Annotated in this window: 18 protein-coding genes; 12 read left to right on the forward strand and 6 right to left on the reverse strand. The window is 71.1% G+C overall.

The window, feature by feature from the left end; translation table 11 throughout:
• Positions 1–33: 33 nt before the first annotated feature.
• Positions 34–915, forward strand: coding sequence for a RecB family exonuclease (locus ACRAKF_RS09030; protein ID WP_447036410.1), 882 nt, complete (start codon positions 34–36; stop codon positions 913–915).
• Positions 916–929: 14 nt separating this feature from the next.
• A complete protein-coding gene (locus ACRAKF_RS09035; RefSeq protein WP_447036411.1) occupies positions 930–1,601 on the forward strand; it encodes a response regulator in 672 nt (223 codons plus the stop codon).
• A gap of 113 nt (positions 1,602–1,714) precedes the next feature.
• Here the strand turns inward: ACRAKF_RS09035 and ACRAKF_RS09040 are convergent, their stop codons facing one another.
• The 3 genes from ACRAKF_RS09040 to metH form a co-directional block, all read right to left on the reverse strand.
• Positions 1,715–3,322, reverse strand: a complete 1,608-nt coding sequence (locus ACRAKF_RS09040; RefSeq protein ID WP_447036412.1) for an ABC transporter substrate-binding protein — start codon at positions 3,320–3,322, stop codon at positions 1,715–1,717.
• Between the two features lie 350 nt (positions 3,323–3,672).
• On the reverse strand, positions 3,673–4,368 hold the full coding sequence (locus ACRAKF_RS09045; protein ID WP_447036413.1) for an HAD-IA family hydrolase: 696 nt from the start codon (positions 4,366–4,368) through the stop codon (positions 3,673–3,675).
• A gap of 99 nt (positions 4,369–4,467) precedes the next feature.
• Entirely contained in the window at positions 4,468–8,004 is a 3,537-nt protein-coding gene (gene metH, locus ACRAKF_RS09050) for a methionine synthase (protein ID WP_447036414.1), read from the reverse strand.
• Positions 8,005–8,271: 267 nt separating this feature from the next.
• Here metH and ACRAKF_RS09055 point away from each other — a divergent pair, with 267 nt between their 5' ends.
• From ACRAKF_RS09055 to ACRAKF_RS09100, 10 genes are all read left to right on the forward strand, one after another.
• Positions 8,272–9,036 (forward strand): IclR family transcriptional regulator, encoded by a 765-nt coding sequence (locus ACRAKF_RS09055; protein WP_447036415.1) that lies wholly within the window; start codon positions 8,272–8,274, stop codon positions 9,034–9,036.
• Between the two features lie 321 nt (positions 9,037–9,357).
• A complete protein-coding gene (locus tag ACRAKF_RS09060) occupies positions 9,358–10,149 on the forward strand; it encodes an MIP/aquaporin family protein (RefSeq protein WP_447036416.1) in 792 nt (263 codons plus the stop codon).
• A 70-nt stretch (positions 10,150–10,219) separates the two neighbouring features.
• Positions 10,220–11,764, forward strand: coding sequence for a glycerol kinase GlpK (gene glpK / locus ACRAKF_RS09065; RefSeq protein WP_447036417.1), 1,545 nt, complete (start codon positions 10,220–10,222; stop codon positions 11,762–11,764).
• A gap of 4 nt (positions 11,765–11,768) precedes the next feature.
• Positions 11,769–13,379, forward strand: coding sequence for an FAD-dependent oxidoreductase (locus ACRAKF_RS09070; RefSeq protein ID WP_447036418.1), 1,611 nt, complete (start codon positions 11,769–11,771; stop codon positions 13,377–13,379).
• A 125-nt stretch (positions 13,380–13,504) separates the two neighbouring features.
• Positions 13,505–14,296 (forward strand): nucleoside phosphorylase, encoded by a 792-nt coding sequence (locus ACRAKF_RS09075; protein WP_447041884.1) that lies wholly within the window; start codon positions 13,505–13,507, stop codon positions 14,294–14,296.
• Between the two features lie 21 nt (positions 14,297–14,317).
• The gene (locus ACRAKF_RS09080; protein WP_447036419.1) at positions 14,318–15,679 is read left to right on the forward strand and encodes an amidohydrolase; all 1,362 of its coding nucleotides are present in this window, start codon (positions 14,318–14,320) and stop codon (positions 15,677–15,679) included.
• A complete protein-coding gene (locus ACRAKF_RS09085; RefSeq protein ID WP_447036420.1) occupies positions 15,676–16,305 on the forward strand; it encodes a sulfite oxidase-like oxidoreductase in 630 nt (209 codons plus the stop codon). The genes ACRAKF_RS09080 and ACRAKF_RS09085 overlap by 4 nt, the downstream gene beginning before the upstream one ends.
• Positions 16,298–17,074, forward strand: a complete 777-nt coding sequence (locus tag ACRAKF_RS09090) for a ferredoxin reductase (protein WP_447036421.1) — start codon at positions 16,298–16,300, stop codon at positions 17,072–17,074. The genes ACRAKF_RS09085 and ACRAKF_RS09090 overlap by 8 nt, the downstream gene beginning before the upstream one ends.
• 91 nt (positions 17,075–17,165) lie before the next feature.
• Complete coding sequence (locus ACRAKF_RS09095) at positions 17,166–17,837, forward strand: FadR/GntR family transcriptional regulator (protein WP_447036422.1); 672 nt, start codon at positions 17,166–17,168, stop codon at positions 17,835–17,837.
• 153 nt (positions 17,838–17,990) lie between these two features.
• Positions 17,991–19,130 carry a PAC2 family protein gene (locus tag ACRAKF_RS09100; RefSeq protein ID WP_447036423.1) on the forward strand — a complete coding sequence of 380 codons (1,140 nt, stop codon included), beginning with the start codon at positions 17,991–17,993 and terminating at the stop codon, positions 19,128–19,130.
• Between the two features lie 94 nt (positions 19,131–19,224).
• On the opposite strand, the gene mshC is transcribed toward ACRAKF_RS09100, so the two are convergent.
• From mshC to ACRAKF_RS09115, 3 genes are all read right to left on the reverse strand, one after another.
• The gene (gene mshC / locus ACRAKF_RS09105; protein WP_447036424.1) at positions 19,225–20,454 is read right to left on the reverse strand and encodes a cysteine--1-D-myo-inosityl 2-amino-2-deoxy-alpha-D-glucopyranoside ligase; all 1,230 of its coding nucleotides are present in this window, start codon (positions 20,452–20,454) and stop codon (positions 19,225–19,227) included.
• A 172-nt stretch (positions 20,455–20,626) separates the two neighbouring features.
• Complete coding sequence (locus tag ACRAKF_RS09110; protein WP_447036425.1) at positions 20,627–21,448, reverse strand: SCO1664 family protein; 822 nt, start codon at positions 21,446–21,448, stop codon at positions 20,627–20,629.
• Positions 21,412–22,002, reverse strand: coding sequence for a DUF3090 domain-containing protein (locus tag ACRAKF_RS09115; protein ID WP_447036426.1), 591 nt, complete (start codon positions 22,000–22,002; stop codon positions 21,412–21,414). Before ACRAKF_RS09115 ends, ACRAKF_RS09110 begins: the two co-directional genes overlap by 37 nt.
• Between the last annotated feature and the right edge of the window lie 47 nt (positions 22,003–22,049).

Consider the following 22,049-nt stretch of genomic DNA (forward strand, 5'->3'; position numbering starts at 1 on the left):
CGTTGTCAGTGGCGGGCCGTAGGGTCTGTTCCCATGGAAACCAGCTCCGAAGGCGCCGCGGCGGCCGCGCGCCCGGCGTCCCTGTCGCCCTCGCGCGCGGGTGACTTCATGCAGTGCCCGTTGCTGTACCGCTTCCGGGTGATCGACAAGCTGCCCGAGAAGCCCAGCGAGGCGGCGACGCGGGGCACCCTGGTGCACGCGGTCCTTGAGCGTCTCTTCGACGCTCCGGCGAGCGAGCGGACGGCGCCGCGCGCCAAGTCGCTGATCCCCGGCCAGTGGGACCGGCTGCGCGAGACCAAGCCGGAGCTGACCGAGCTGTTCGCCGACGATCCGCAGGGCGAGCGGATGGCGCGCTGGCTGTCGGACGCGGAGAAGCTGGTCGAGCGCTGGTTCACCCTGGAGGACCCGACGCGCCTGGAGCCGGCGGAGCGCGAGCTGTTCGTGCAGGCCGAGCTGGCCTCGGGGCTGCGGCTGCGCGGCATCATCGACCGCGTCGACGTGGCCCCCTCGGGCGACGTGCGGATCGTGGACTACAAGACGGGCAAGGCCCCGCGTCCGGAGTACGCGGAGGGCGCGCTGTTCCAGATGAAGTTCTACGCCTTGGTGGTGTGGCGGCTGAAGGGCGTGGTCCCGCGCCGCCTCCAGCTCGTCTATCTGGGCAGTGGTGACGTCGTCACGTATGACCCGGTGGTGGCGGATCTGGAGCGGGTGGAGCGGAAGCTGCTCGCCCTCTGGGAGGCGATCGAGCTGGCCACCGCGACGGGCGAGTGGCGCCCCCGTCCGACCAAATTGTGCGGTTGGTGCGATCACCAGGCGGTATGTCCTGAATTCGGCGGGACTCCCCCGCCGTATCCGCTTCCTCTCAGGGCGCCCGAGTCGGCCGAGGGCGAGCAGGGCAGAATGGGCCCGGCCTAGCTAAGGAGAGTTACGTGGCCATCCGTGTCCTACTGGTCGATGACCAGCCGCTGTTGCGCACCGGCTTCCGGATGATTCTGGAGGCCGAGCAGGACATCGCGGTCGTCGGCGAGGCCGGAGACGGCCTTCAGGCTCTTGACCAGGTCCGGGCACTCCAGCCCGACGTGGTGCTCATGGACATCCGCATGCCGCGGATGGACGGCGTCGAGGCGACCCGGCAGATCACCGGCCCCGGCCGGGACGGTCCGGCGAAGGTCCTGGTCCTGACCACCTTCGACCTCGACGAGTACGTGGTGGAGGCGCTGCGCGCCGGCGCCAGCGGCTTCCTGCTCAAGGACGCCCCGGCGAACGAGCTGGTGCAGGCGATCCGCGTGGTCGCCGCGGGCGAGGCGATGCTCGCGCCGAGCATCACGCGCCGCCTGCTCGACAAGTACTCCGCGCATCTGCCCTCCGGCGACGAGCCGGTGCCGGACACCCTGCACACCCTCACCGAGCGCGAGGTCGAGGTGCTGAAGCTGGTGGCGCGCGGCCTGTCGAACGCGGAGATCGCGGCGGACCTCTTCGTGAGCGAGACGACCGTGAAGACGCACGTCGGGCATGTGCTCACCAAGCTGCGCCTGCGCGACCGGGTGCAGGCCGCGGTGTACGCGTACGAGAGCGGCCTGGTCCGCCCCGGCGCCCAGTAGGTCCGCCCCGGCCCGCGGTTTCCCCGGGGCCACGAACGACGAAGGCGGCCGCCCCCTGAGGGGCGGCCGCCTTCCGCGCTGTGTGCGGGCCGCGATGGCGACGCGTCAGAGTGTCATTCGCCGACGCCGCGGCCGAGCTCCCACAGCTGGAGGCTGGAGGCGGAGTTGAGGGCGTACTCGACGCCCGTGATGTCGTCCCGCGCGGCGATGTACTGCTTGCCCTGCCAGAGCGGCAGGACGGGGACGTCCTCGGCGACGATGTCCTGGATCTTGCGGATGCTCTTGGACGCGGCCAGCCGGTCGGCCTCGCGGCGCGAGGTCGGGATCAGCTGGTCGATGATCTCGTCGTTCGCGTACGGCGAGCCGAGGAAGTTGCCCTTGTCGAGGAAGGGCGCGATGAAGCTGTCGGCGTCGGGGAAGTCGGGGAACCAGCCCATGCCGTACACGGCGTACTTGCCGTCGCGCTCGGCGGGGCGGAAGGTGCCCCAGGGCGTGCCCTTGATGGAGACGTCGAACAGACCGGAGTCGTTGAGCTGCTTCTGGAGCACCTCGAACTCCTTCTTCGTCGCCGGACCGTAGTGGTCGGTGGTGTAGTTCAGCGTCATCTTCACCGGAGTGGTGATGTTCGCCTTGCTCAGCTCGGAGCGGGCCTTGGCCGTGTCCGGGTCGCCGTACTTGTTGAAGAACGAGTTGGCGTGGCCGGTGATGGTGCTCGGCACCAGCGAGAACAGCGGGTCGGCCGTCGCGCCGTACACCGAGGAGGTCAGCGCGCCGCGGTCGATGACCTGCGCCATGGCCTGGCGGACGGCCTTGCTCTTGGCCGGCGCGGCCTCGGTGTTGAAGGCGAGGTAGCGGATCTCCAGACCCTGCATCTCGACCAGGTCGATCTTCTCGTCGGAGGACCCGTCGAGCTTCTCGACCTGCTCGGGCGACATGGTGCGCGCCATCACGTCGATGTCGCCGTCCTCGAGCGCCTCGCCCATGGACTTGGTGTCGTTGAAGCTGTGCAGCTCCACCGTGTCGCTCTGCGGCTTGAACTCACCCTTGTAGTGGGGGTTCTTGCTGAAGACCGTCTTCACCAGACGGTCGCCTTCGACCTCCTGCTTCGCGATGTACGGGCCGGAGCCGGAGATCTCGAAGCCGTCGCGGAGCTTGTTCTTGGGGTAGTCGTCCTTGCTGATGATGCCGGCGGCCGGCGTGGCCAGCTTGTACGGGAACGTCGCGTCCGAGGTCTTGAGGTGGAAGATGACCTCGCGGTCACCCTGCGTCTCGATCTCCTGGACGTTCGACACCAGAGCGTCGACGCCGCTGGAGTCCTTGATCTTGATGTCGCGGACCCGCTCGATGGAGAACTTCACGTCGGCGGCGGTCAGCGGCTCGCCGTCGGAGAACTTCAGGCCCTTGCGCAGGGTGCAGGAGTAGCGCTCGTTGCCCGTGTCGGTGAAGCCGCACTGCTCGGCGGCCTCGGGCTGCGGGTCGCCCCCGGCGCGCGGCAGGGCCATCAGCGTCTGGAGGGTCTGCCGCAGCAGGCTCCAGGAACCGGCGTCGTAGGCGTACGCGGGATCGAAGGGTGCCGGCGCCTTCTTCGAGATGGCGAACGCGTCCGTGGTGCCGACAGCGATCGCGTCGTCACCGTCTCCGCTGCCCGATCCGCCACAGGCGGCGAGGGCGGGGGCGAGCAGACCTATGACAGCCGGCAGCACCAAAGTCTTGCGGTTCATGCTCGACGTTCTCCAGAGCTCTTGGATCCCGTGAAACCCGCAACGCGGGGTGGGGTTGATGGGGGTGCACGGGGGGTGGGGCGATGTTCTCGCGATGACATTAGTCCGCGGCAGTTGGGCGCCGGAAAGGGTGGCCGCGGAGCATCAATCACGCAGTGAAACCGGGCGTGGACGCATTGATAACCCAACACCGGAAGGTTTCGTGCACGCTCCCACTAATCGGGACACAACGTCACGCCCGCAGGGGCCCTGGAAGGGGTCACTGCACATGCTGCCCCCACTGTCGACCCCCGCGCAGGTGGGAAAGGTCACACATTGGATCAGGTTCGGAAGCGAACCTGTCCGACCTGTCAGAGGGTCATGAGGCCTTGCAGGAAAGGCAGGTTGACGTGTTCGAGGGACGGGACGACCGTGCGTCCCGTGAGCGGGGGGATCGGCGCGACCGACGGCACCGCCACCACGCGGCAGCCCGCGGCCTCCGCGGCGGCCACCCCGGTCGCGGTGTCCTCGATGACAGCGCATCTCGCGGGGTCGGCGCCGAGCCCCGAGGCGGCGAGCAGATAGGGGTCGGGGTGGGGCTTGGTGCGGGACACCTCGTCACCCGCGACGGTGAGCGTGAAGTGGTGGGCGCCGATCGAGTCGAGCACACGGTCGATGATGCGCCGGTGCGAGGCGGACACGAGCGCCATGGGGACGTCGTGCGCGGCGAGTTCGGCGAGCAGCCGGGCGGCGCCCGGCATCAGCGGCAGCGAGCGGCTGATGCGGTCCTCGAAGCAGTCGTTGAGCAGCACGGTGAGTTCCGCGACGGTGACGTCGGCGCCGGTGGACTCGATGAGGAAGGCCGCGCTGCGCGTCATCGGGCCGCCGACGACGACCTCACGCCAGGCCTCGTCGAGCGTGTGCCCGAGGCGGGCGAACACCTCGACCTCGGCGTCCCACCAGAAGCCCTCGGTGTCGACGAGTGTTCCGTCCATGTCGAGGAGAACGGCCTGCAACGCCGAGCCTTCGGCCATTCGGGTGTTGAGCGCGGGAACCGTACTGGTCATGCGACCACACCTTCCATGAGGGACGAGAAGGCCGGTCGCCCGCCTAGACGGCAAGGCAACCGGCCTGCACTGGACCGACCAGTGTACGGCTGTCCCGGATCAGCGCGCGTTGAAGTACTTCGCCTCGGGGTGGTGGATGACGATCGCGTCCGTGGACTGCTCCGGGTGGAGCTGGAACTCCTCCGAGAGGTGTACGCCGATCCGCTCGGGCCGCAGCAGGTCGGCGATCTTGGCGCGGTCCTCCAGGTCGGGGCAGGCGCCGTAGCCGAGCGAGAAGCGGGCGCCGCGGTACTTCAGGGCGAACATGTCCTCCACGCCGGCGGGGTCCTCGCCGCCGAAGCCGAGCTCGGCGCGCACGCGCGCGTGCCAGTACTCGGCGAGCGCCTCGGCCAACTGCACGGACAGGCCGTGCAGTTCGAGGTAGTCGCGGTAGGAGTCGGCGGCGAAGAGCTCGGCGGTCGCCTCACCGATCCGCGAGCCGACGGTGACGATCTGGAAGCCGACGACGTCGGTCTCCCCGGACTCCTCGGGGCGGAAGAAGTCCGCGAGGCAGAGCCGGCGGCCGCGGCGCTGGCGCGGGAAGGAGAAGCGGGTCCGCTCCGAGCCGTCGTCGTTGAGGATGAGCAGGTCGTCGCCCTTGGAGACGCACGGGTAGTAGCCGTGCACGACGGCCGCCTCCAGGAGGTTCTTGGTGTGCAGCTCGTCCAGCCAGCCGCGCAGCCGCGGGCGTCCCTCACGCTCGACGAGTTCCTCGTACGAGGGCCCGTCACCCGTGCGCGCCTGCTTCAGGCCCCACTGGCCCTTGAAGAGCGCGCCCTCGTCGAGCCAGGAGGCGTACTCCTTGAGCTGGATGCCCTTGACGACACGGGAGCCCCAGAAGGGCGGGGTGGGCACGGGGTTGTCCGTGGCGACGTCGGAGCGGGCGGGCCCCTCCTCCTCGGTGACGTCGAGGACGGCGGTCGTCGCGCTGGTGGGGACGCGGCGCTGCTTGAGCTCGGGCAGCGTCGCGCCGGGCACGCCGCGCTTGACGGCGATGAGGGCGTCCATCAGGCGCAGGCCCTCGAAGGCGTCGCGGGCGTAGCGGACCTCGCCCTGGTAGATCTCGTGCAGGTCCTGCTCGACGTAGGCGCGGGTGAGAGCGGCGCCGCCGAGGATCACCGGGAAGTCGGCGGACATGCCGCGCTGGTTGAGCTCCTCCAGGTTCTCCTTCATGATCACGGTGGACTTGACGAGGAGGCCCGACATGCCGATCACGTCGGCGCGGTGCTCGGCGGCGGCGTCCAGGATCGCGGTGACGGGCTGCTTGATGCCGAGGTTGACGACGTTGTAGCCGTTGTTCGACAGGATGATGTCGACGAGGTTCTTGCCGATGTCGTGGACGTCGCCGCGGACGGTGGCCAGGACGATGGTGCCCTTGCCCTCGGCGTCCGACTTCTCCATGTGCGGCTCCAGGTGGGCCACGGCCGTCTTCATGACCTCGGCGGACTGGAGCACGAAGGGCAGCTGCATCTGGCCGGAGCCGAAGAGCTCGCCGACGACCTTCATGCCCTCCAGGAGGGTGTCGTTGACGATGTCGAGCGCCGGGCGGGTCTCCAGGGCCTCGTCGAGGTCGGTCTCCAGGCCGTTCTTCTCGCCGTCGATGATGCGGCGCTGGAGGCGTTCGCCGAGCGGCAGGGCGAGGAGTTCCTCGGCCTTGCCCGCCTTCATCGACTTGGTGGAGACGCCCTCGAAGAGCTCCATGAGCTTCTGGAGGGGGTCGTAGCCCTCGGCGCGGCGGTCGAAGATGAGGTCGCGGGCGACGGTGACCTGCTCGTCGTCGAAGCGCGCGATGGGCAGGATCTTGGAGGCGTGCACGATCGCGGAGTCCAGGCCCGCCTTGACGCACTCGTCCAGGAAGACGGAGTTGAGCAGGACGCGGGCGGCCGGGTTGAGACCGAAGGAGATGTTGGAGAGGCCCAGCGTGGTCTGCACGTCGGGGTGGCGCTTCTTCAGCTCGCGGATCGCCTCGATGGTCGCGGCGCCGTCGCCCCGTGACTCCTCCTGACCGGTGCAGATGGTGAAGGTCAGGGTGTCGATGAGGATGTCCGACTCGTGGATGCCCCAGTTGCCGGTGAGGTCGTCGATGAGGCGCTCGGCGATGGCGACCTTGTGCTCGGCCGTGCGGGCCTGGCCCTCCTCGTCGATGGTCAGCGCGATCAGGGCGGCGCCGTGCTCCTTGGCCAGCGCGGCGACCTTGGTGAAGCGGGACTCGGGGCCGTCGCCGTCCTCGTAGTTGATGGAGTTGATGACCGCGCGGCCGCCCAGCTTCTCCAGGCCGGCCCGCAGCACGGGCAGCTCGGTGGAGTCCAGGACGATGGGGAGGGTGGAGGCGGTGGCGAAGCGTCCGGCCAGCTCCTCCATGTCCTTCACGCCGTCCCGGCCGACGTAGTCGACGCACAGGTCGAGCATGTGCGCGCCCTCGCGGATCTGGTCGCGCGCCATCTCCACGCAGTCGTCCCAGCGGCCCTCCAGCATGGCCTCGCGGAACTTCTTGCTGCCGTTGGCGTTCGTGCGCTCGCCGATCGCCAGGTACGAGGTGTCCTGGCGGAACGGCACCGTCTGGTACAGCGAGGCGGCGCCCGGCTCGGGGTGCGGCTCGCGGCGTACGGTCTCGACGCCGCGGACGCGCTCGACGACCTGGCGCAGGTGCTCGGGGGTGGTGCCGCAGCAGCCGCCGACCAGGGAGAGGCCGTAGTCGCGTACGAAGGCCTCCTGGGCGTCGGCCAGCTCCGGGGCCGTCAGGGGGTAGTGGGCGCCGTTCTTGCCGAGGACCGGCAGGCCCGCGTTGGGCATGCAGGAGATCGGCACGCGCGAGTGGCGGGCGAGGTAGCGCAGGTGCTCGCTCATCTCGGCGGGGCCGGTGGCGCAGTTCAGGCCGATCATGTCGATACCGAGCGGCTCCAGGGCCGTCAGGGCGGCGCCGATCTCGGAGCCGAGGAGCATCGTGCCGGTGGTCTCGACGGTGACGGAGCAGATCACCGGGAGGTTCGCGCCGGTGGCGTCCAGGGCGCGGCGGGCGCCGAGGATGGCCGCCTTGGTCTGCAGGAGGTCCTGGGTGGTCTCCACCAGGAGGGCGTCGGCGCCGCCCGCGATCATGCCTTCGGCGTTGATCTGGTAGGCGTCGCGCAGGATGCCGTACGGGGCGTGGCCGAGGGTGGGCAGCTTGGTGCCGGGGCCCATGGAGCCGAGGACCCAGCGCTGCTGACCCGTCGATGCCGTGAACTCGTCGGCGACCTCGCGGGCGATGCGGGCTCCGGCCTCGGAGAGCTCGAAGTTGCGCTCGGGGATGTCGTACTCGTTCAGGGCGGCGAAGTTCGCGCCGAACGTGTTGGTCTCCACGCAGTCGACGCCGACGGCGAAGTACTCCTCGTGGACGGAGCGCACGATGTCGGGCCGGGTGACGTTCAGGACTTCGTTGCAGCCCTCGAGCTGCTGGAAGTCCTCCAACGTGGGGTCCTGCGCCTGGAGCATCGTGCCCATCGCACCGTCGGCCACCACGACACGGGTGGCGAGGGCCTCGCGGAGGGCGTCGGCCCGGGTCCTGCTCTCGGGCGAAACGGGGATGGAGGGTGACGAAGGGGTAGGCGACGAGGCCATTGAGGAGCTCCCTGGAGTGCGACGGCTGTCGGCTTTGCGCCCTCTGCTGGAAGGTGCACCCGGCCAGGGTAGCGGGCACCTCCTTCTCGCGGTGAAGGCGTCCACGGGGCGGACGGGTGGCTCCGCCGCGGCTTGAAGTGGCCCCTGAGGGGGGAAAGGGGGGCAACACAGGCTGTCCGGGCATTAGCGGGAGGTCGACAACGACCGATAGTGTTCAGCATTGTCGAACGTCGAGTATTGGTGTGGGGATCGGAGGTAGGGGCTGCGATGGCACGCAACATCCAGTCGCTCGAACGGGCCGCGGCCATGCTGCGGCTGCTCGCGGGCGGTGAGCGACGGCTCGGTCTCTCGGAGATCGCCTCCTCGCTCGATCTCGCCAAGGGCACGGCACACGGCATCCTGCGCACCCTCCAGGCCGAGGGCTTCGTCGAGCAGGACTCCGCCTCCGGCCGCTACCAGCTGGGCGCCGAGCTGCTGCGCCTGGGCAACAGCTATCTGGACGTGCACGAGCTGCGGGCCCGCGCCCTGGTGTGGACCGACGACCTGGCCCGCTCCAGCGGCGAGAGCGTCCACCTCGGCGTGCTGCACCAGCAGGGCGTGCTCATCGTCCACCACGTCTTCCGGCCCGACGACAGCCGACAGGTCCTGGAGGTGGGCGCCATGCAGCCGCTGCACTCCACGGCCCTCGGCAAGGTGCTCTCCGCCTACGACCCGGTCGCGCACAACGAAGCCCTGGAGGCCGAGCGCAGGCCGCTCACGGCCCGCACGGTGACCGACCCCGACGGCTTCGAGGGCGTCCTGGACATCACCCGCGCGCGCGGGTACGCGGCCGACGTCGAGGAGACCTGGGAGGGCATCGCGTCCGTCGCGGCCCCCATCCACGACCGGCGCCGCATGCCGGTCGGCGCGGTCGGCGTGACCGGTGCCGTGGAGCGGGTCTGCCGGGACGGGGAGCTGCGCCCCGAGCTGATCGCCGCCGTGCGGGACTGCGCGCGCGCCGTCTCCAGGGACCTGGGCGCCGGGCGTTTCTGAGCCCGCGGCCGTCGCGCCGACGTGCGTACGTCGGGGCCCGGGGCGACCATCGATGGACCGAATCGTCCCTGGCCGGGCCCTGCCTGGACCGATAGGTCGAAGCGATCAATAACGATCGTGTTTTCAATAACAGAACTCTTGACGAGCAAGTAACCCCGGGGTGAGACTCGCGTCCATCGGTCGGCATTGTCGAACACCTACCGGCATTACGCGTTAGAGTGGGACAACGCCACGGGCCGGCAACGACCTCACCTGAGGTCGCGGACCACCGGAGGGACCCGGGGTTCGCCTTCCCCTGGACGAAGGACAAAGGAGTCGCGGGTGTCCAGCTCCGACATCTTCATCGGCGAGACCATCGGTACCGCCGTGCTCATCCTGCTCGGCGGTGGCGTGTGTGCCGCCGTCACGCTCAAGCGCTCAAAGGCCAAGGACGCCGGCTGGCTCGCGATCACCTTCGGGTGGGGCTTCGCCGTACTGACCGGCGCCTATATCGCGGGGGGCGTCTCCGGCGCCCATCTCAACCCGGCGGTCACGCTCGGTCTCGCCATCGAGGGCGGCACCAAGTGGAGCGATGTTCCGCTCTACCTGGCCTCGCAGCTCCTCGGCGCGATGATCGGCGCCGTGCTGGTGTGGCTCGCCTACCTGGGTCAGTTCAAGGCCCACCTGACCGACCCCGAGATCCTCGCGGCACAGCCCGCCGAGGAGGGCATGGTCGACCAGAAGACCGCTCCCTCGGCCGGCCCGGTGCTCGGCATCTTCACGACCGGCCCGGAAATCCGGAACTACGCCCAGAACGTGCTCACGGAGATCATCGCCACGATCGTCCTGGTCCTCGCGATCCTCACGCAGGGCCTGAACGACAGCGGCAACGGCCTCGGCACCCTCGGCGCCCTGATCACCGCGCTCGTCGTGGTCAGCATCGGTCTCTCCATCGGTGGCCCCACGGGGTACGCGATCAACCCCGTCCGCGACCTCGGTCCGCGCATCGTGCACTCCCTGCTCCCGCTGCCGAACAAGGGCAGCTCGGACTGGTCGTACGCCTGGGTCCCGATCGTCGGCCCGCTGATCGGCGGCGCCATCGCCGGCGGTCTCTACAACGTCGCGTTCAAGTAGACCCGCGACAGCGACCGATGACCGGCAAAGACGCCTGAGACCGACAGCAAAGAACTTTCTGGAGCACACCGTGACCGACGCACACACCGCAGGCCCCTTCATCGCGGCCATCGACCAGGGCACCACGTCGAGCCGCTGCATCGTCTTCGACAAGGACGGCCGGATCGTCTCCGTCGACCAGAAGGAGCACGAGCAGATCTTCCCGAAGCCGGGCTGGGTCGAGCACGACGCGACCGAGATCTGGACCAACGTCGAGGAGGTCGTGGCCGGGGCCGTCTCCAAGGCCGGCATCACCCGCGACGACATCAAGGCGATCGGCATCACCAACCAGCGTGAGACCACGCTGCTGTGGGACAAGAACACCGGCGAGCCGGTGCACAACGCCATCGTCTGGCAGGACACCCGCACCGACGCGCTCTGCCGGGAGCTGGGGCGCAACGTCGGCCAGGACCGCTTCCGCCGCGAGACCGGCCTGCCGCTGGCCTCCTACTTCGCGGGCCCGAAGGCCCGCTGGCTGCTCGACAACGTCGAGGGTCTGCGCGAGCGCGCCGAGGCCGGCGACATCCTCTTCGGCACCATGGACTCCTGGGTCATCTGGAACCTGACCGGCGGCACGAACGGCGGCAGGCACGTCACCGACGTCACCAACGCCTCCCGCACCTTGCTGATGAACCTGCACAAGATGCAGTGGGACGAGAAGATCTGCGAGTCCATCGGCGTGCCGACGGCGATGCTTCCCGAGATCCGCTCCTCCGCCGAGGTCTACGGCGAGGTCACCGGCGGCAAGCTCGGCGACCTGCTCGGCGGCATCCCCGTCGCCTCCGCGCTCGGCGACCAGCAGGCGGCCCTGTTCGGCCAGACCTGCTTCGACGAGGGCGAGGCCAAGTCCACGTACGGCACCGGCACGTTCATGCTGATGAACACCGGTGACAAGGCCATCAACTCCTACTCGGGCCTGCTGACCACGGTCGGCTACCAGATCGGCGACCAGAAGCCGGTCTACGCCCTGGAAGGCTCCATCGCCGTCACCGGTTCGCTGGTGCAGTGGATGCGCGACCAGATGGGCCTGATCAACTCCGCCGCCGAGATCGAGACGCTCGCGTCGTCGGTCGAGGACAACGGCGGCGCCTACTTCGTGCCGGCCTTCTCCGGTCTGTTCGCCCCGTACTGGCGCTCCGACGCCCGCGGTGTGATCGCCGGTCTGACGCGGTACGTCACCAAGGCGCACATCGCGCGCGCCGTCCTGGAGGCCACGGCCTGGCAGACCCGTGAGATCACCGACGCCATGACGAAGGACTCCGGCGTCGAGCTCGCGGCCCTCAAGGTCGACGGCGGCATGACCTCCAACAACCTGCTGATGCAGACCATCTCGGACTTCCTCGACGCGCCCGTGGTGCGCCCGATGGTGGCCGAGACGACCTGCCTCGGTGCCGCCTACGCCGCCGGTCTCGCCGTCGGCTTCTGGTCCTCGACCGACGAGCTGCGCGCCAACTGGCGGCGGGCCGCGGAATGGACCCCCCACATGGACGCGGGCACCCGCGACCGTGAGTACAAGAGCTGGCTCAAGGCCGTCGAGCGGTCCATGGGTTGGCTCGATGAGAGTGGCGAGGAGTAAGACAATGACCACCCTGCAGAGCGTCCCTGCCCTCGGGACGCATCCGGCTGCCGGCCTCAACCCGAGCCGCGCCGAGACCCGGGAGCAGCTTTCCAAGGCGACGTACGACCTCCTGGTGATCGGCGGCGGAATCCTGGGCATCTCCACCGCCTGGCATGCCGCGCAGTCGGGACTGCGGGTGGCCCTGGTGGACGCCGGTGACTTCGCCGGCGCCACCTCCTCCGCCTCCTCCAAGCTGCTCCACGGCGGCCTGCGCTACCTGCAGACCGGCGCGGTGAAGCTGGTCGCGGAGAACCACTTCGAGCGTCGCGCGGTGTCCCGCCAGGTGGCTCCCCACCTGGCGAACCCGCTCACCTTCTACCTGCCCGTCTACAAGGGCGGCCCGCACGGCGCCGCAAAGCTGGGCGCGGGCGTGTTCGCGTACAGCGCGCTGTCCGCGTTCGGCGACGGCGTCGGCCACCTGCTCTCGCCCTCCAAGGCCGCGCAGGACGTGCCGGAGCTGCGCACCGACAACCTGAAGGCCGTGGCCGTCTACGGCGACGACCAGATGAACGACTCCCGCATGGCTCTGATGACGGTCCGCGCGGCCGTCGAGGCCGGCGCCGCCGTCCTCAACCACGCCGAGGTCACGGGCCTGCGCTTCACCAAGGGCCGGGTCACGGGCGCCGAGCTCAAGGACCGCATGAGCGGCGACGAGTTCGGGGTCAACGCCCGTCTGGTGCTGAACGCCACCGGCCCGTGGGTCGACCACCTGCGCAAGATGGAGAACCCGGACGCGGCGCCCTCCATCCGCCTCTCCAAGGGCGCGCACCTGGTCCTCAAGCGCACCGCCCCCTGGAAGGCCGCGCTGGCCACGCCGATCGACAAGTACCGCATCACGTTCGCCCTGCCGTGGGAGGACATGCTGCTGCTCGGCACGACCGACGAGGAGTTCGAGGGCGACCCGGCGGACGTGCGCGTCACCGAGGCCGACACCGCCCAGATCCTGGACGAGGCCGCGTTCTCCATCCGCGACCAGCAGCTTTCGCGTGACCTGATCACGTACTCCTTCGCGGGTCTGCGGGTGCTGCCCGGCGGCCCCGGCGACACCTCCAAGGCCAAGCGCGAGACGGTCGTCAGCGAGGGTCGCGGCGGCATGCTGTCGGTCGCGGGCGGCAAGTGGACGACCTTCCGCCACATCGGCCGTACGGTGATGAAGAAGCTGGAGGCGCTTCCCGGCCACCCGCTCGGCGACGACTACGAGCCGATCTCGGAGCTGCCGAAGAAGCTGCCGCTGCCCGGCATCGCCAACCCGCGTGCCGTCGCGCACCGCCTCCTGGTGGACGGCCCGGCGCCCGGCCCGCGCATGGCCGCCGACACCGCCAAGCACCTGGCGACGCACTACGGCTCGCTCTCCTTCGACATCGCCCGCCTGGCGAACGAGAACCCGGAGCTCGCCGAGCGCGTCCACCCCGACGCCCCGGAGATCTGGGCGCAGGTCGTCTACGCCCGCGACAACGAGTGGGCCGAGACGGCGGACGACGTGCTGCGCCGCCGCACCACGCTGACGATCCGCGGCCTGGCCACGGACGACGTGCGCGGCAAGGTCGACGACCTGCTGGGCAAGAAGGCCTGAGCGACAGGGGCCGACCGTACGAGCGGTCGAGTGTCCGGTAAGGGGCGGTTCCCGGGGCGGTTCCCATGGGGGCCGCCCCTTATCCGTGTCCGGCGCTGCGTACGATCACCGGCGTGAGCTCTTCCATGACGCCGCCGTCCGACGCCCAGCCCATCACCCGCGTGCCCACCACCGGGCTGCCCGCCCAGGCGGTCGTGGTCGGTGATCCGGGCCGCGCGGAGGCCGTCGCCGCGCTCCTCGCCGACGCCAAGGAGGTGTCGTACCACCGCGAGTACCGCACCTTCACCGGGGACTGGCGGGGCACCCCCGTCGTCGTCGCCTCGCACGGCGTCGGCGCGCCCGGTGCGCTGCTGCTCTTCCAGGAGCTCGCCGCGGCCGGCGTCCGCACCTTCCTGCGGCTCGGCACGGCGGGCGCGATCAGGGCCGGCATCCGCGACGGCGACCTGGTCATCGCGGACGCGGCGGTACGCGATGACGGCGTGACCCAGCAGCTCATCCCCGCGGAGTACCCGGCGTTCGCCGCGCCGGAGGCGGTCATCGCCCTCCAGCGGGCGGCTCGGGCGGCCGACGCGCCCCACCACCGGGGCGTGGTGTGGACGCGGGCCGCGTTCCAGCCCGGCTTCCTGCCGCTGCCCGGCGACGCGTACGCGCGAGCGGGCGTCGCGGCCATCGAGATGGAGCTCTCGGCGCTGTACGTCTTCGCCTCCACGCACGGTCTGACCGCGGGCGGCGCCCTGGTGGTGGACGGCGCCAACGCGGACGAGCTGGTCGACGACGAGGCGCCCCTGTCGTCCGGCGGCTACGACCCGCACCGCGAGGTGGTCGCCGCCGGGGTCGACCGGGCTGCCCGCGTAGCCTTGGACGCGCTGCGCCTCCTGGTCTCGGCCCCGAGCACCGAACGAGCACAGCGACCGTAGCGACCCGGGAGAGCGGAACCGATGCCCCACACTGACCTGCCCGCCCAGGACCGCGGCGGCTCCAGCGACCTGGACCTGCTGGTGCACGGCGGCGACGTGCTGACCGTCGACGCGGCGGGCACCGTCGTGCCGGCCGGCGCGGTCGCCGTGCGCGCCGGACGGATCGTGGAGGTCGGCCCCGCCGACCGGCTGCGCGCCTCGTACACGGCCGCGCGGGAGATCGACGCCCGGGACTGTCTGGTGCTGCCGGGTCTGATCAACACGCACACGCACCTCGCGATGAACCTGCTGCGCGGCATCGCCGACGACCTCACCCTGCAAGGGTTCCTGGGCCGGGTCATCCCGCGCGAGGCCGCGCTCCTCGCGCCGGAGACGGTGGCGGCCGGGCTGCGGGGCGCGATCGCCGAGTCCGTGCGCGGCGGGGTCACGGCGGCGCTCGACATGTACTGGTTCCACGAGGCGGCCGACGCCGTGGCGCGGGAGGCCGGCTGGCGGCTGCTGAGCGGGCCCACGTTCATGGATGTGCCGGAGCCGCCCGACGGCCGGCCCTACGCGGAGCGGCTCGGCTGGGCGAGCGCGTACCTGAAGGGCCGCGCCCCGGGCCCGGGCACGCGGCCCGTGGTCTTCGCGCACTCCGCGTACACGCTGGGCCCCGAGCAGCTCACGGAGATCGCCGCGCTGGCCCGGGAGCACGGCGCCCTGCTGCACCTGCACGCGGCGGAGAACGCGGGCGAGGTGGCGACGGTCCTGGAGCAGCACGGCATGCGTCCGGTGGAGCTGCTCGACTCGCTCGGCGTGCTCGGCCCGGACACGCTGCTCGCGCACGCCGTCGACCTCACCGACGCGGAGATCGCGACGCTGGCCCGCACGGGCACGGCCGTCGCGCACTGCCCGGTGTCGAACCTGAAGCTGGGCTGCGGCATCGCGCGCGTGCCCGAGCTGCTCGAAGCGGGCGTCACGGTCGGCCTCGGCACGGACGGTGCCGTGAGCTCCAACACCCTCGACGTGCTCGGCGCGGTGAGGATGGCCGCGCTGGTGCACAAGGCGGGCGGCGACCCCACGGCGGTCGGTGCCGAGCAGGCCGTGCGGATGGCGACCATCGAGTCGGCGCGGGCGCTCGGCCTCGGTGATCAGCTCGGCTCGCTGGAGGCGGGCAAGCGCGCCGACCTGATCGTCGTCGAGCTCGGCCGCCCGCACCTCGCGCCCCGGCACGACCCGTGGTCGACGCTGGCGTACGCCGCGGCCGCCGGTGACGTGCGGGACACTGTGGTGGACGGGCGTGTGCTGATGCGGGAGCGCGTTCTGCGCACGCTCGACGAGCCCGCGGTCCTGCGTGACCTGACCGTCGCCGCGGGCGGCCACCAGGAGACGAGCACGGTATGACCCCGGACACCGGACACGAACCCACCCGCGGCTTCACCGGCCGCGCCCGCGCCGCCGACCGCGATCCGCGCCTGCCCCCGGGCCAGTACGACGCCCGTGACGGCTGGCCCGTCCTCTCCGCCGAGGTGACGCCGAGCCTGGCCGCCGCCGACTGGACGTTCCGCGTGGACGGTCTCGTCGCGGAGCCGCGCACCTGGGGCTGGGACGAGGCGCACACGCTGCCCTCGGCCGAGTACCGGGGCGACATCCACTGCGTGACGAGCTGGTCGAAGTTCGGGGTGCGCTTCGGCGGGGTGAGTCTGGACAGCTTCCTCGCCGCCGTCCGCCCGCTCCCGGCGGCCTCCCACGTCGTCGCGTACTCCCACACCGGGTACACCAGCAATCTGCCGCTCGCCGACGTCACCGGCGGCCGGGCGTGGATCGTCTGGGAGTACGGGGGCGAGCCGCTGCCCCCGGAGCACGGCGGCCCCGCCCGGCTGATCGTGCCGCATCTCTACTTCTGGAAGAGCGCCAAGTGGATCGCCGGGCTGCGGCTCCTCGACCACGACGAGCCGGGCTTCTGGGAGCGGAACGGCTATCACCACCGGGGCGACCCGTGGGCCGAGGAGCGTTACGCAGGTGACTGACATCCCGTACTCCGAAAACGGTTCCCCGCGGGCCGCGGAGGGCTTCGTGCCGCCGACGCGGTTCGCCGTGCCCGGCCGGATCGCCGTGAGCGAGCGTGCCGGACGTCTGTGGCAGCGGGCGCTGATCACCGGGGTGCGCAGGGAGACCCCGGGCGCGTCGACGTTCCGGCTCAAGGTCCCCGAGTGGGAGGGCCATCTGCCGGGGCAGCATCTGATGCTGCGGCTCACGGCGGAGGACGGCTATGTCGCCCAGCGGCACTACTCCATCGCCTCGGCGCCGGACGACAGCGGCGAGATCGAGCTGACCCTCGACCATGTGCTCGACGGCGAGGTGTCGGGGCATCTGCACGAGGTGGCCCGGGTCGGCGACACCGTGGAGGTGCGCGGTCCGCTGTCCGGTTTCTTCGCCTGGCCCGGCGACCGGCCCGCGCTGCTGCTGGGGGCCGGCTCCGGGGTCGTGCCGCTGATGTCGATGGTGCGCCACCACCGCCGCGCGGGGCTCGCCCTGCCGCTGCGCCTGATCGTGTCGGCGCGCACGCGCGAGGACCTGATCTACGCGGACGAGTACGGCGACGAGACCACCGTCGTCCTGACCCGCACCGAGGGGCGTCTGACCGCGGCGCATCTGGCGCCGTTCCTGGGCGCGGGGCCCGAGGACGGCTGGGAGGCGTACGTCTGCGGCTCGAACGGCTTCGCTGAGCACGCGTCGCGGCTCCTTGTGGAGGGCGGCCAGCCGGTGGACCGGATCAGGATCGAGCGCTTCGGCTGACTCCGGTGCGCTTCGGCGGGCGAGCGGGCCATAATCGCCTGATACATCGGATGTATCGTCCGGCCCTTTTGACTGTTGAGGCGAGGTCCCCATGGCTGTCACCGACGAGGCCATCGAGAAGATCAAGGGAATGATCGTCTCGGGTGCCCTGCGCCCCGGGGACCGGCTGCCCAAGGAGAGCGAACTCGCCGCGGACCTCGGCCTGTCGCGCAACTCCCTGCGCGAGGCGGTCCGCGCGCTCTCGCTGATCCGCATCCTCGACGTGCGCCAGGGCGACGGCACGTACGTGACCAGCCTCGACCCGCAACTCCTCCTGGAGGCCCTGAGCTTCGTCGTGGACTTCCACCGCGACGACACGGTCCTGGAGTTCCTCGCGGTGCGCCGCATCCTCGAACCGGCGGCCACCGCGATGGCCTGCGCGCACATCACCGACGCGGAACTGGACGTGCTGAGCGGCCAGTTGGACGCCCTGGGGAGCGCGCCCTGCGTGGAGGAGCTGGTCGCCTGCGACCTGGAGTTCCACCGCGGCATCGTCAAGACCTCGGGGAACTCCGTCCTGTGCTCCCTGCTCGACGGTCTCTCCGGGCCGACCACACGGGCCCGCGTCTGGCGCGGCCTGACCCAGGAGGACGCCGTCAGCCGCACGCTGCACGAACACCGCGCGATCCTCGGGGCGCTGCGCGACCGCGACGCGGAGGCGGCCAGGTCGTGGGCGACGGTACACATCGCGAGCGTCGAGCAGTGGCTGCGCTCCACGCTGTGACACCGGCCGCCGCGACACCAGCCGAACCGGCTGTTTCCCGGTGCCGGGCGTGGGCAGTGATCACGCACTCCCCCACACGAGGGGGCTGCGTGGGGCCCCCGCCGACGCCGTAAGGTTGGGGCGTACGCAAGGGAACGTCGGAAGGAGGCCTGGGTGATCGAGCTCGAGGGGGTTCCCGAGCTGGTCGACCCGGTCATGGTGGCCGCGTTCGAGGGCTGGAACGACGCCGGCGACGCCGCCTCCACCGCGGTCGCGCATCTCGACAAGGAGTGGAAGGGCGAGGTGTTCGCGGCGCTGGACGCCGAGGACTACTACGACTTCCAGGTCAACCGCCCGACCGTCTGGCTGGACGACGGGGTGCGCAAGATCACATGGCCGACGACCCGGCTCTCCGTGGTCCGCGTGGGCGGCGAGAAGCCGCGTGACCTCGTCCTGGTCCGGGGCATCGAACCGTCGATGCGCTGGCGGTCGTTCTGCAACGAGATCCTCGGCTTCGCGCACGAACTGGGCGTGGAGCTGGTGGTGATCATGGGTGCGCTGCTCGGCGACACCCCGCACACCCGGCCCGTCCCGGTCAGCGGCGTGACGTCCGACCCGGACCTGGCGCGCACCATGGACCTGGAGGAGACGAAGTACGAGGGTCCTACGGGCATCGTCGGCATCCTCCAGGAGGCGTGCACGCACGCGGGAGTCCCGGCCGTCAGCCTCTGGGCCGCCGTGCCGCACTACGTCTCGCAGCCGCCGAACCCGAAGGCCACGCTCGCGCTGCTCAACCGCCTGGAGGACCTGATCGGCCTGCGCATCCCGCTGGGCGAGCTGACGGAGGACGCGCGCGCCTGGCAGCTCGGTGTGGACCAGCTCGCCGCCGAGGACAGCGAGGTCGCGGAGTACGTGCAGTCCCTGGAGGAGGCGCGGGACACCGCCGAGCTCCCGGAGGCGTCGGGCGAGGCCATCGCCCGTGAGTTCGAGCGCTATCTGCGGCGCCGCGACGGCGGGCCCGGCCAGAGCGGCACGCACGCGACGGACGGTGAGGGTGCCGCGTATCTGCGCGACGCCCCCGGCGACCGCGTCCGTCCGCCGAAGCCCAAGCCGGCCCAGCGGGCCGAGCAGGGGGCCGAGGGCGAGAGCGGGAGTGACGGCGGTAGCGAGGGCGACGGCGAGGGCTCGTCGGGCCCGCGCGACACGACTCCCGGCACGACGCCCGACTCCACGCCGGATTCCCCACCTGATGCACCGTCCGATTCGCCGTCCGATTCACCGTCCGATTCGCCGTCGGATTCCTCGGACGACTGACGGCGCGGCTTCAACGCGCCCCCGGCCACGAACTGTGACGGGCCGCTCCTGGACTTCCGGAGCGGCCCGTTCAAGGTGGGGAGGGACGGGACGGCTACAGGGCCACGCCAAGGAGCGCGTCGACGGCCCGGGAGACCACCCCTGGGGCGCCCTCGTCCGTACCGCCCGAAGCGGCCTGGGCGGCCGCCCAGCGGTCGACGGCGGCCAGAGCCGCGGGCGCGTCCAGGTCGTCCGCGAGAGCGGCCCGCATCTCCTCGATGAGCTCCTCGGCAGGCGGCCCGTCGGGGCGGGACACCGCCGCGCGCCAGCGGCCGAGCCGCTCGACGGCCTCTTCGAGGACCCCGTCCGTCCACTCCCAGTCGGCGCGGTAGTGGTGCGCGAGGAGGGCGAGGCGGATGGCGGCCGGGTCGACCCCGGAGCGCCGCAGCGCCGACACGAAGACGAGGTTGCCCTTGGACTTGGACATCTTGGCGCCGTCCAGGGCGACCATGCCGGCGTGTACGTACGCCTTGGCGAAGGGGTACTCGCCGGTCAGGGCCTGCGCGTGCGAGGCGCCCATCTCGTGGTGCGGGAAGGCGAGGTCCGATCCCCCGCCCTGCACGTCGAAGCCCATGCCCAGGTGGTCCAGGGCGATGGCGACGCACTCGATGTGCCAGCCGGGGCGCCCGCGGCCGAGGCTGCCGCCGTCCCAGTCGGGCTCGCCCTCGCGGGCCGCCATCCAGAGCATCGGGTCGAGCGGGTTCTTCTTGCCGGGGCGCTCGGGGTCGCCGCCGCGCTCGGCGGAGAGCAGCTTCATCGCGGCGGCGTCGAGCCCGGACACCTCCCCGAAGTGGCTGTCGGACTCGACGGAGAAGTAGACGTCGCCCTCCAGCTCGTAGGCGGCGCCCATGTCCCTGAGCCGTTCGACGAGCGGCACGATGCCGGGTATCGCCTCGACGGCTCCGATGTAGTGCTGCGGCGGCAGCAGCCGCAGTGCGGTCATGTCCTCACGGAACAGAGCGGTCTCGCCCTCGGCGAGCTCGACCCAGTCCTTTCCGTCGCGTTTGGCGCGTTCCAGGAGCGGGTCGTCCACGTCGGTCACATTCTGGACGTAGTGAACCTGCCGCTTGGTGTCGAGCCACACGCGCTGCACGAGGTCGAACGCGTTGTAGGTCGCCGCGTGACCCATGTGGGTCGCGTCGTACGGAGTGATGCCGCAGACGTAGATACGGGCGACGGGACCGGGGTCAAGGGTGACGAGTCCACCGGTCGCGGTGTCGTGGATCCGGAGGACGCGGCCCTTGCCAGGAAGGGCGGGGACCTCAGAAGCGGGCCAGGCATGCATGCCTTGAGCGTAACCGGACGGAGCGTCCGTATACGAGTGGGGATCAAGGAATAGGGCACTCGGCCGAGAAGAGCCCGTGCCGGATGGCGCTCCTGGGCGATATGTGCGGTGCCGTACGAGGGTGTCCGCGGCCGGGGCACACGCGCCGCGGCCCACGGCCTACGTCGATGGCCTAGACGGGCGGCCACGGAATCGCGGGCCACTCCCCCGACGGCTTCGGGTGGCGCCCGGATTCCAGCAGTGCGGCCACCCGCGCGCGGAGCGCGTCCGCCTCCGCCGCGGTGATGAGCCCGGAGAGCCGCTCGGCGAGGGCGGCGCCCTCCTTGAGCGCGTCCCGCAGGCCCCGCAGGACCTCGGTGGCCTCGTCGGTCAGGGGCTCGCCCGCCCATCCCCAGAGCAGCGTCCGCAGCTTGTCGTCGGCGTTGAAGGTGACGCCGTGGTCGATGCCGTAGAGACGGCCGTCGACGGTGAGGAGGTGGCCGCCCTTGCGGTCACCGTTGTTGATCACGGCGTCGAGCACCGCGAGCCGCCGCAGCCTCGCGTCGTCGGCGTGCACGAGCAGCGCGGTGCGGTCCTCGTCCACCTGGGCGCGGCCGATCGCCTTCCAGCCGTCCTCCGGCTCGTCGGCGTCGACCAGGGCGAGCAGTCCGTCGTCCCCGGAGTCCTCGATCCAGAGCTGGCACATGCCCTGGCCGTAGGGCCCGTCCCGCAGCACGGTGGGCGGTACGAGGTCCCAGCCGGTGGCCCGCGACACCTCGTACGCCGCGACCTCGCGCTGTGCGAGCGTGCCGTCGGGGAAGTCCCACAGGGGCTGCTCCCCCGCGACCGGCTTGTAGACGCAGACGGCCTCCTCGCCCTCGTGGGCGACCGTGCAGTACAGCACCGCGTTCGAGGCCTCGCGGATCTGCCCGCGCACGGTCAGCTCGCCGTGGGTGAGGAGCGCGACGGGGTCGGTGCTCACGCGCCCCGCCGGTATCCGTTCTGGCGCGGGCATACGTGTCCTTCCGGGTCGAGCGGGAGACTGCAGAGCGGGCACGGCGGGCGGCCCGCGTTCACGACGTCGAGGGCCCGCTTGGTGAAGGCGCGGGCCTGCGCCCCGGTGAGCCGGACGCGGAGCATCGGGGGGCCGTTCTCGTCGTCCTGAAGAAGCCTTTCCTCGGCTTCCGCGAGATCGTCCTCGGAGTCGGCGTCGAGCTCGACGAGCGCCTGCGCCTCGACGATCATCCGCTCCTGCTCGCCGTCCCAGGCGAGGGCCATGGTGCCGACGCGGAACTCCTCCTCGACCGGGGAGTCGAGCGGGGCGCTGTCGGCGACCTCGGTGGGCACGACGGCCGGCACGGCGGCGTTGCCGCCGCTGCGGCGCACGACCTCGTCGAGGAGTTCCTCCATGCGCTCGGCGAGCGCGGCGACCTGGGTCTTCTCCAGGGCGACGCTGGTCACCCTGACGCCCGCGGAGGCCTGAAGGAAGAACGTGCGCCGTCCGGGCAGCCCGACCGTTCCCGCGACGAAACGCTCCGGGGGGTCGTAGAGGAACACCTGACGGGACACGACCTGTCTCCATGGGATCGACTGCGGGGTACGGGTGCCGCGACGGG

Source organism: Streptomyces sp. DSM 118878, assembly GCF_052936595.1.

Coding starts and splice junctions, on each gene's coding strand:
- ACRAKF_RS09030 (WP_447036410.1), top strand. CDS start 34: ATGGAAACCAGCTCCGAAGGCGCCGCGGCGGCCGCGCGCCCGGCGTCC.
- ACRAKF_RS09040 (WP_447036412.1), bottom strand. CDS start 3,322: ATGAACCGCAAGACTTTGGTGCTGCCGGCTGTCATAGGTCTGCTCGCC.
- ACRAKF_RS09045 (WP_447036413.1), bottom strand. CDS start 4,368: ATGACCAGTACGGTTCCCGCGCTCAACACCCGAATGGCCGAAGGCTCG.
- metH (WP_447036414.1), bottom strand. CDS start 8,004: ATGGCCTCGTCGCCTACCCCTTCGTCACCCTCCATCCCCGTTTCGCCC.
- ACRAKF_RS09055 (WP_447036415.1), top strand. CDS start 8,272: ATGGCACGCAACATCCAGTCGCTCGAACGGGCCGCGGCCATGCTGCGG.
- ACRAKF_RS09070 (WP_447036418.1), top strand. CDS start 11,769: ATGACCACCCTGCAGAGCGTCCCTGCCCTCGGGACGCATCCGGCTGCC.
- ACRAKF_RS09075 (WP_447041884.1), top strand. CDS start 13,505: ATGACGCCGCCGTCCGACGCCCAGCCCATCACCCGCGTGCCCACCACC.
- ACRAKF_RS09080 (WP_447036419.1), top strand. CDS start 14,318: ATGCCCCACACTGACCTGCCCGCCCAGGACCGCGGCGGCTCCAGCGAC.
- ACRAKF_RS09085 (WP_447036420.1), top strand. CDS start 15,676: ATGACCCCGGACACCGGACACGAACCCACCCGCGGCTTCACCGGCCGC.
- ACRAKF_RS09095 (WP_447036422.1), top strand. CDS start 17,166: ATGGCTGTCACCGACGAGGCCATCGAGAAGATCAAGGGAATGATCGTC.
- mshC (WP_447036424.1), bottom strand. CDS start 20,454: ATGCATGCCTGGCCCGCTTCTGAGGTCCCCGCCCTTCCTGGCAAGGGC.
- ACRAKF_RS09110 (WP_447036425.1), bottom strand. CDS start 21,448: ATGCCCGCGCCAGAACGGATACCGGCGGGGCGCGTGAGCACCGACCCC.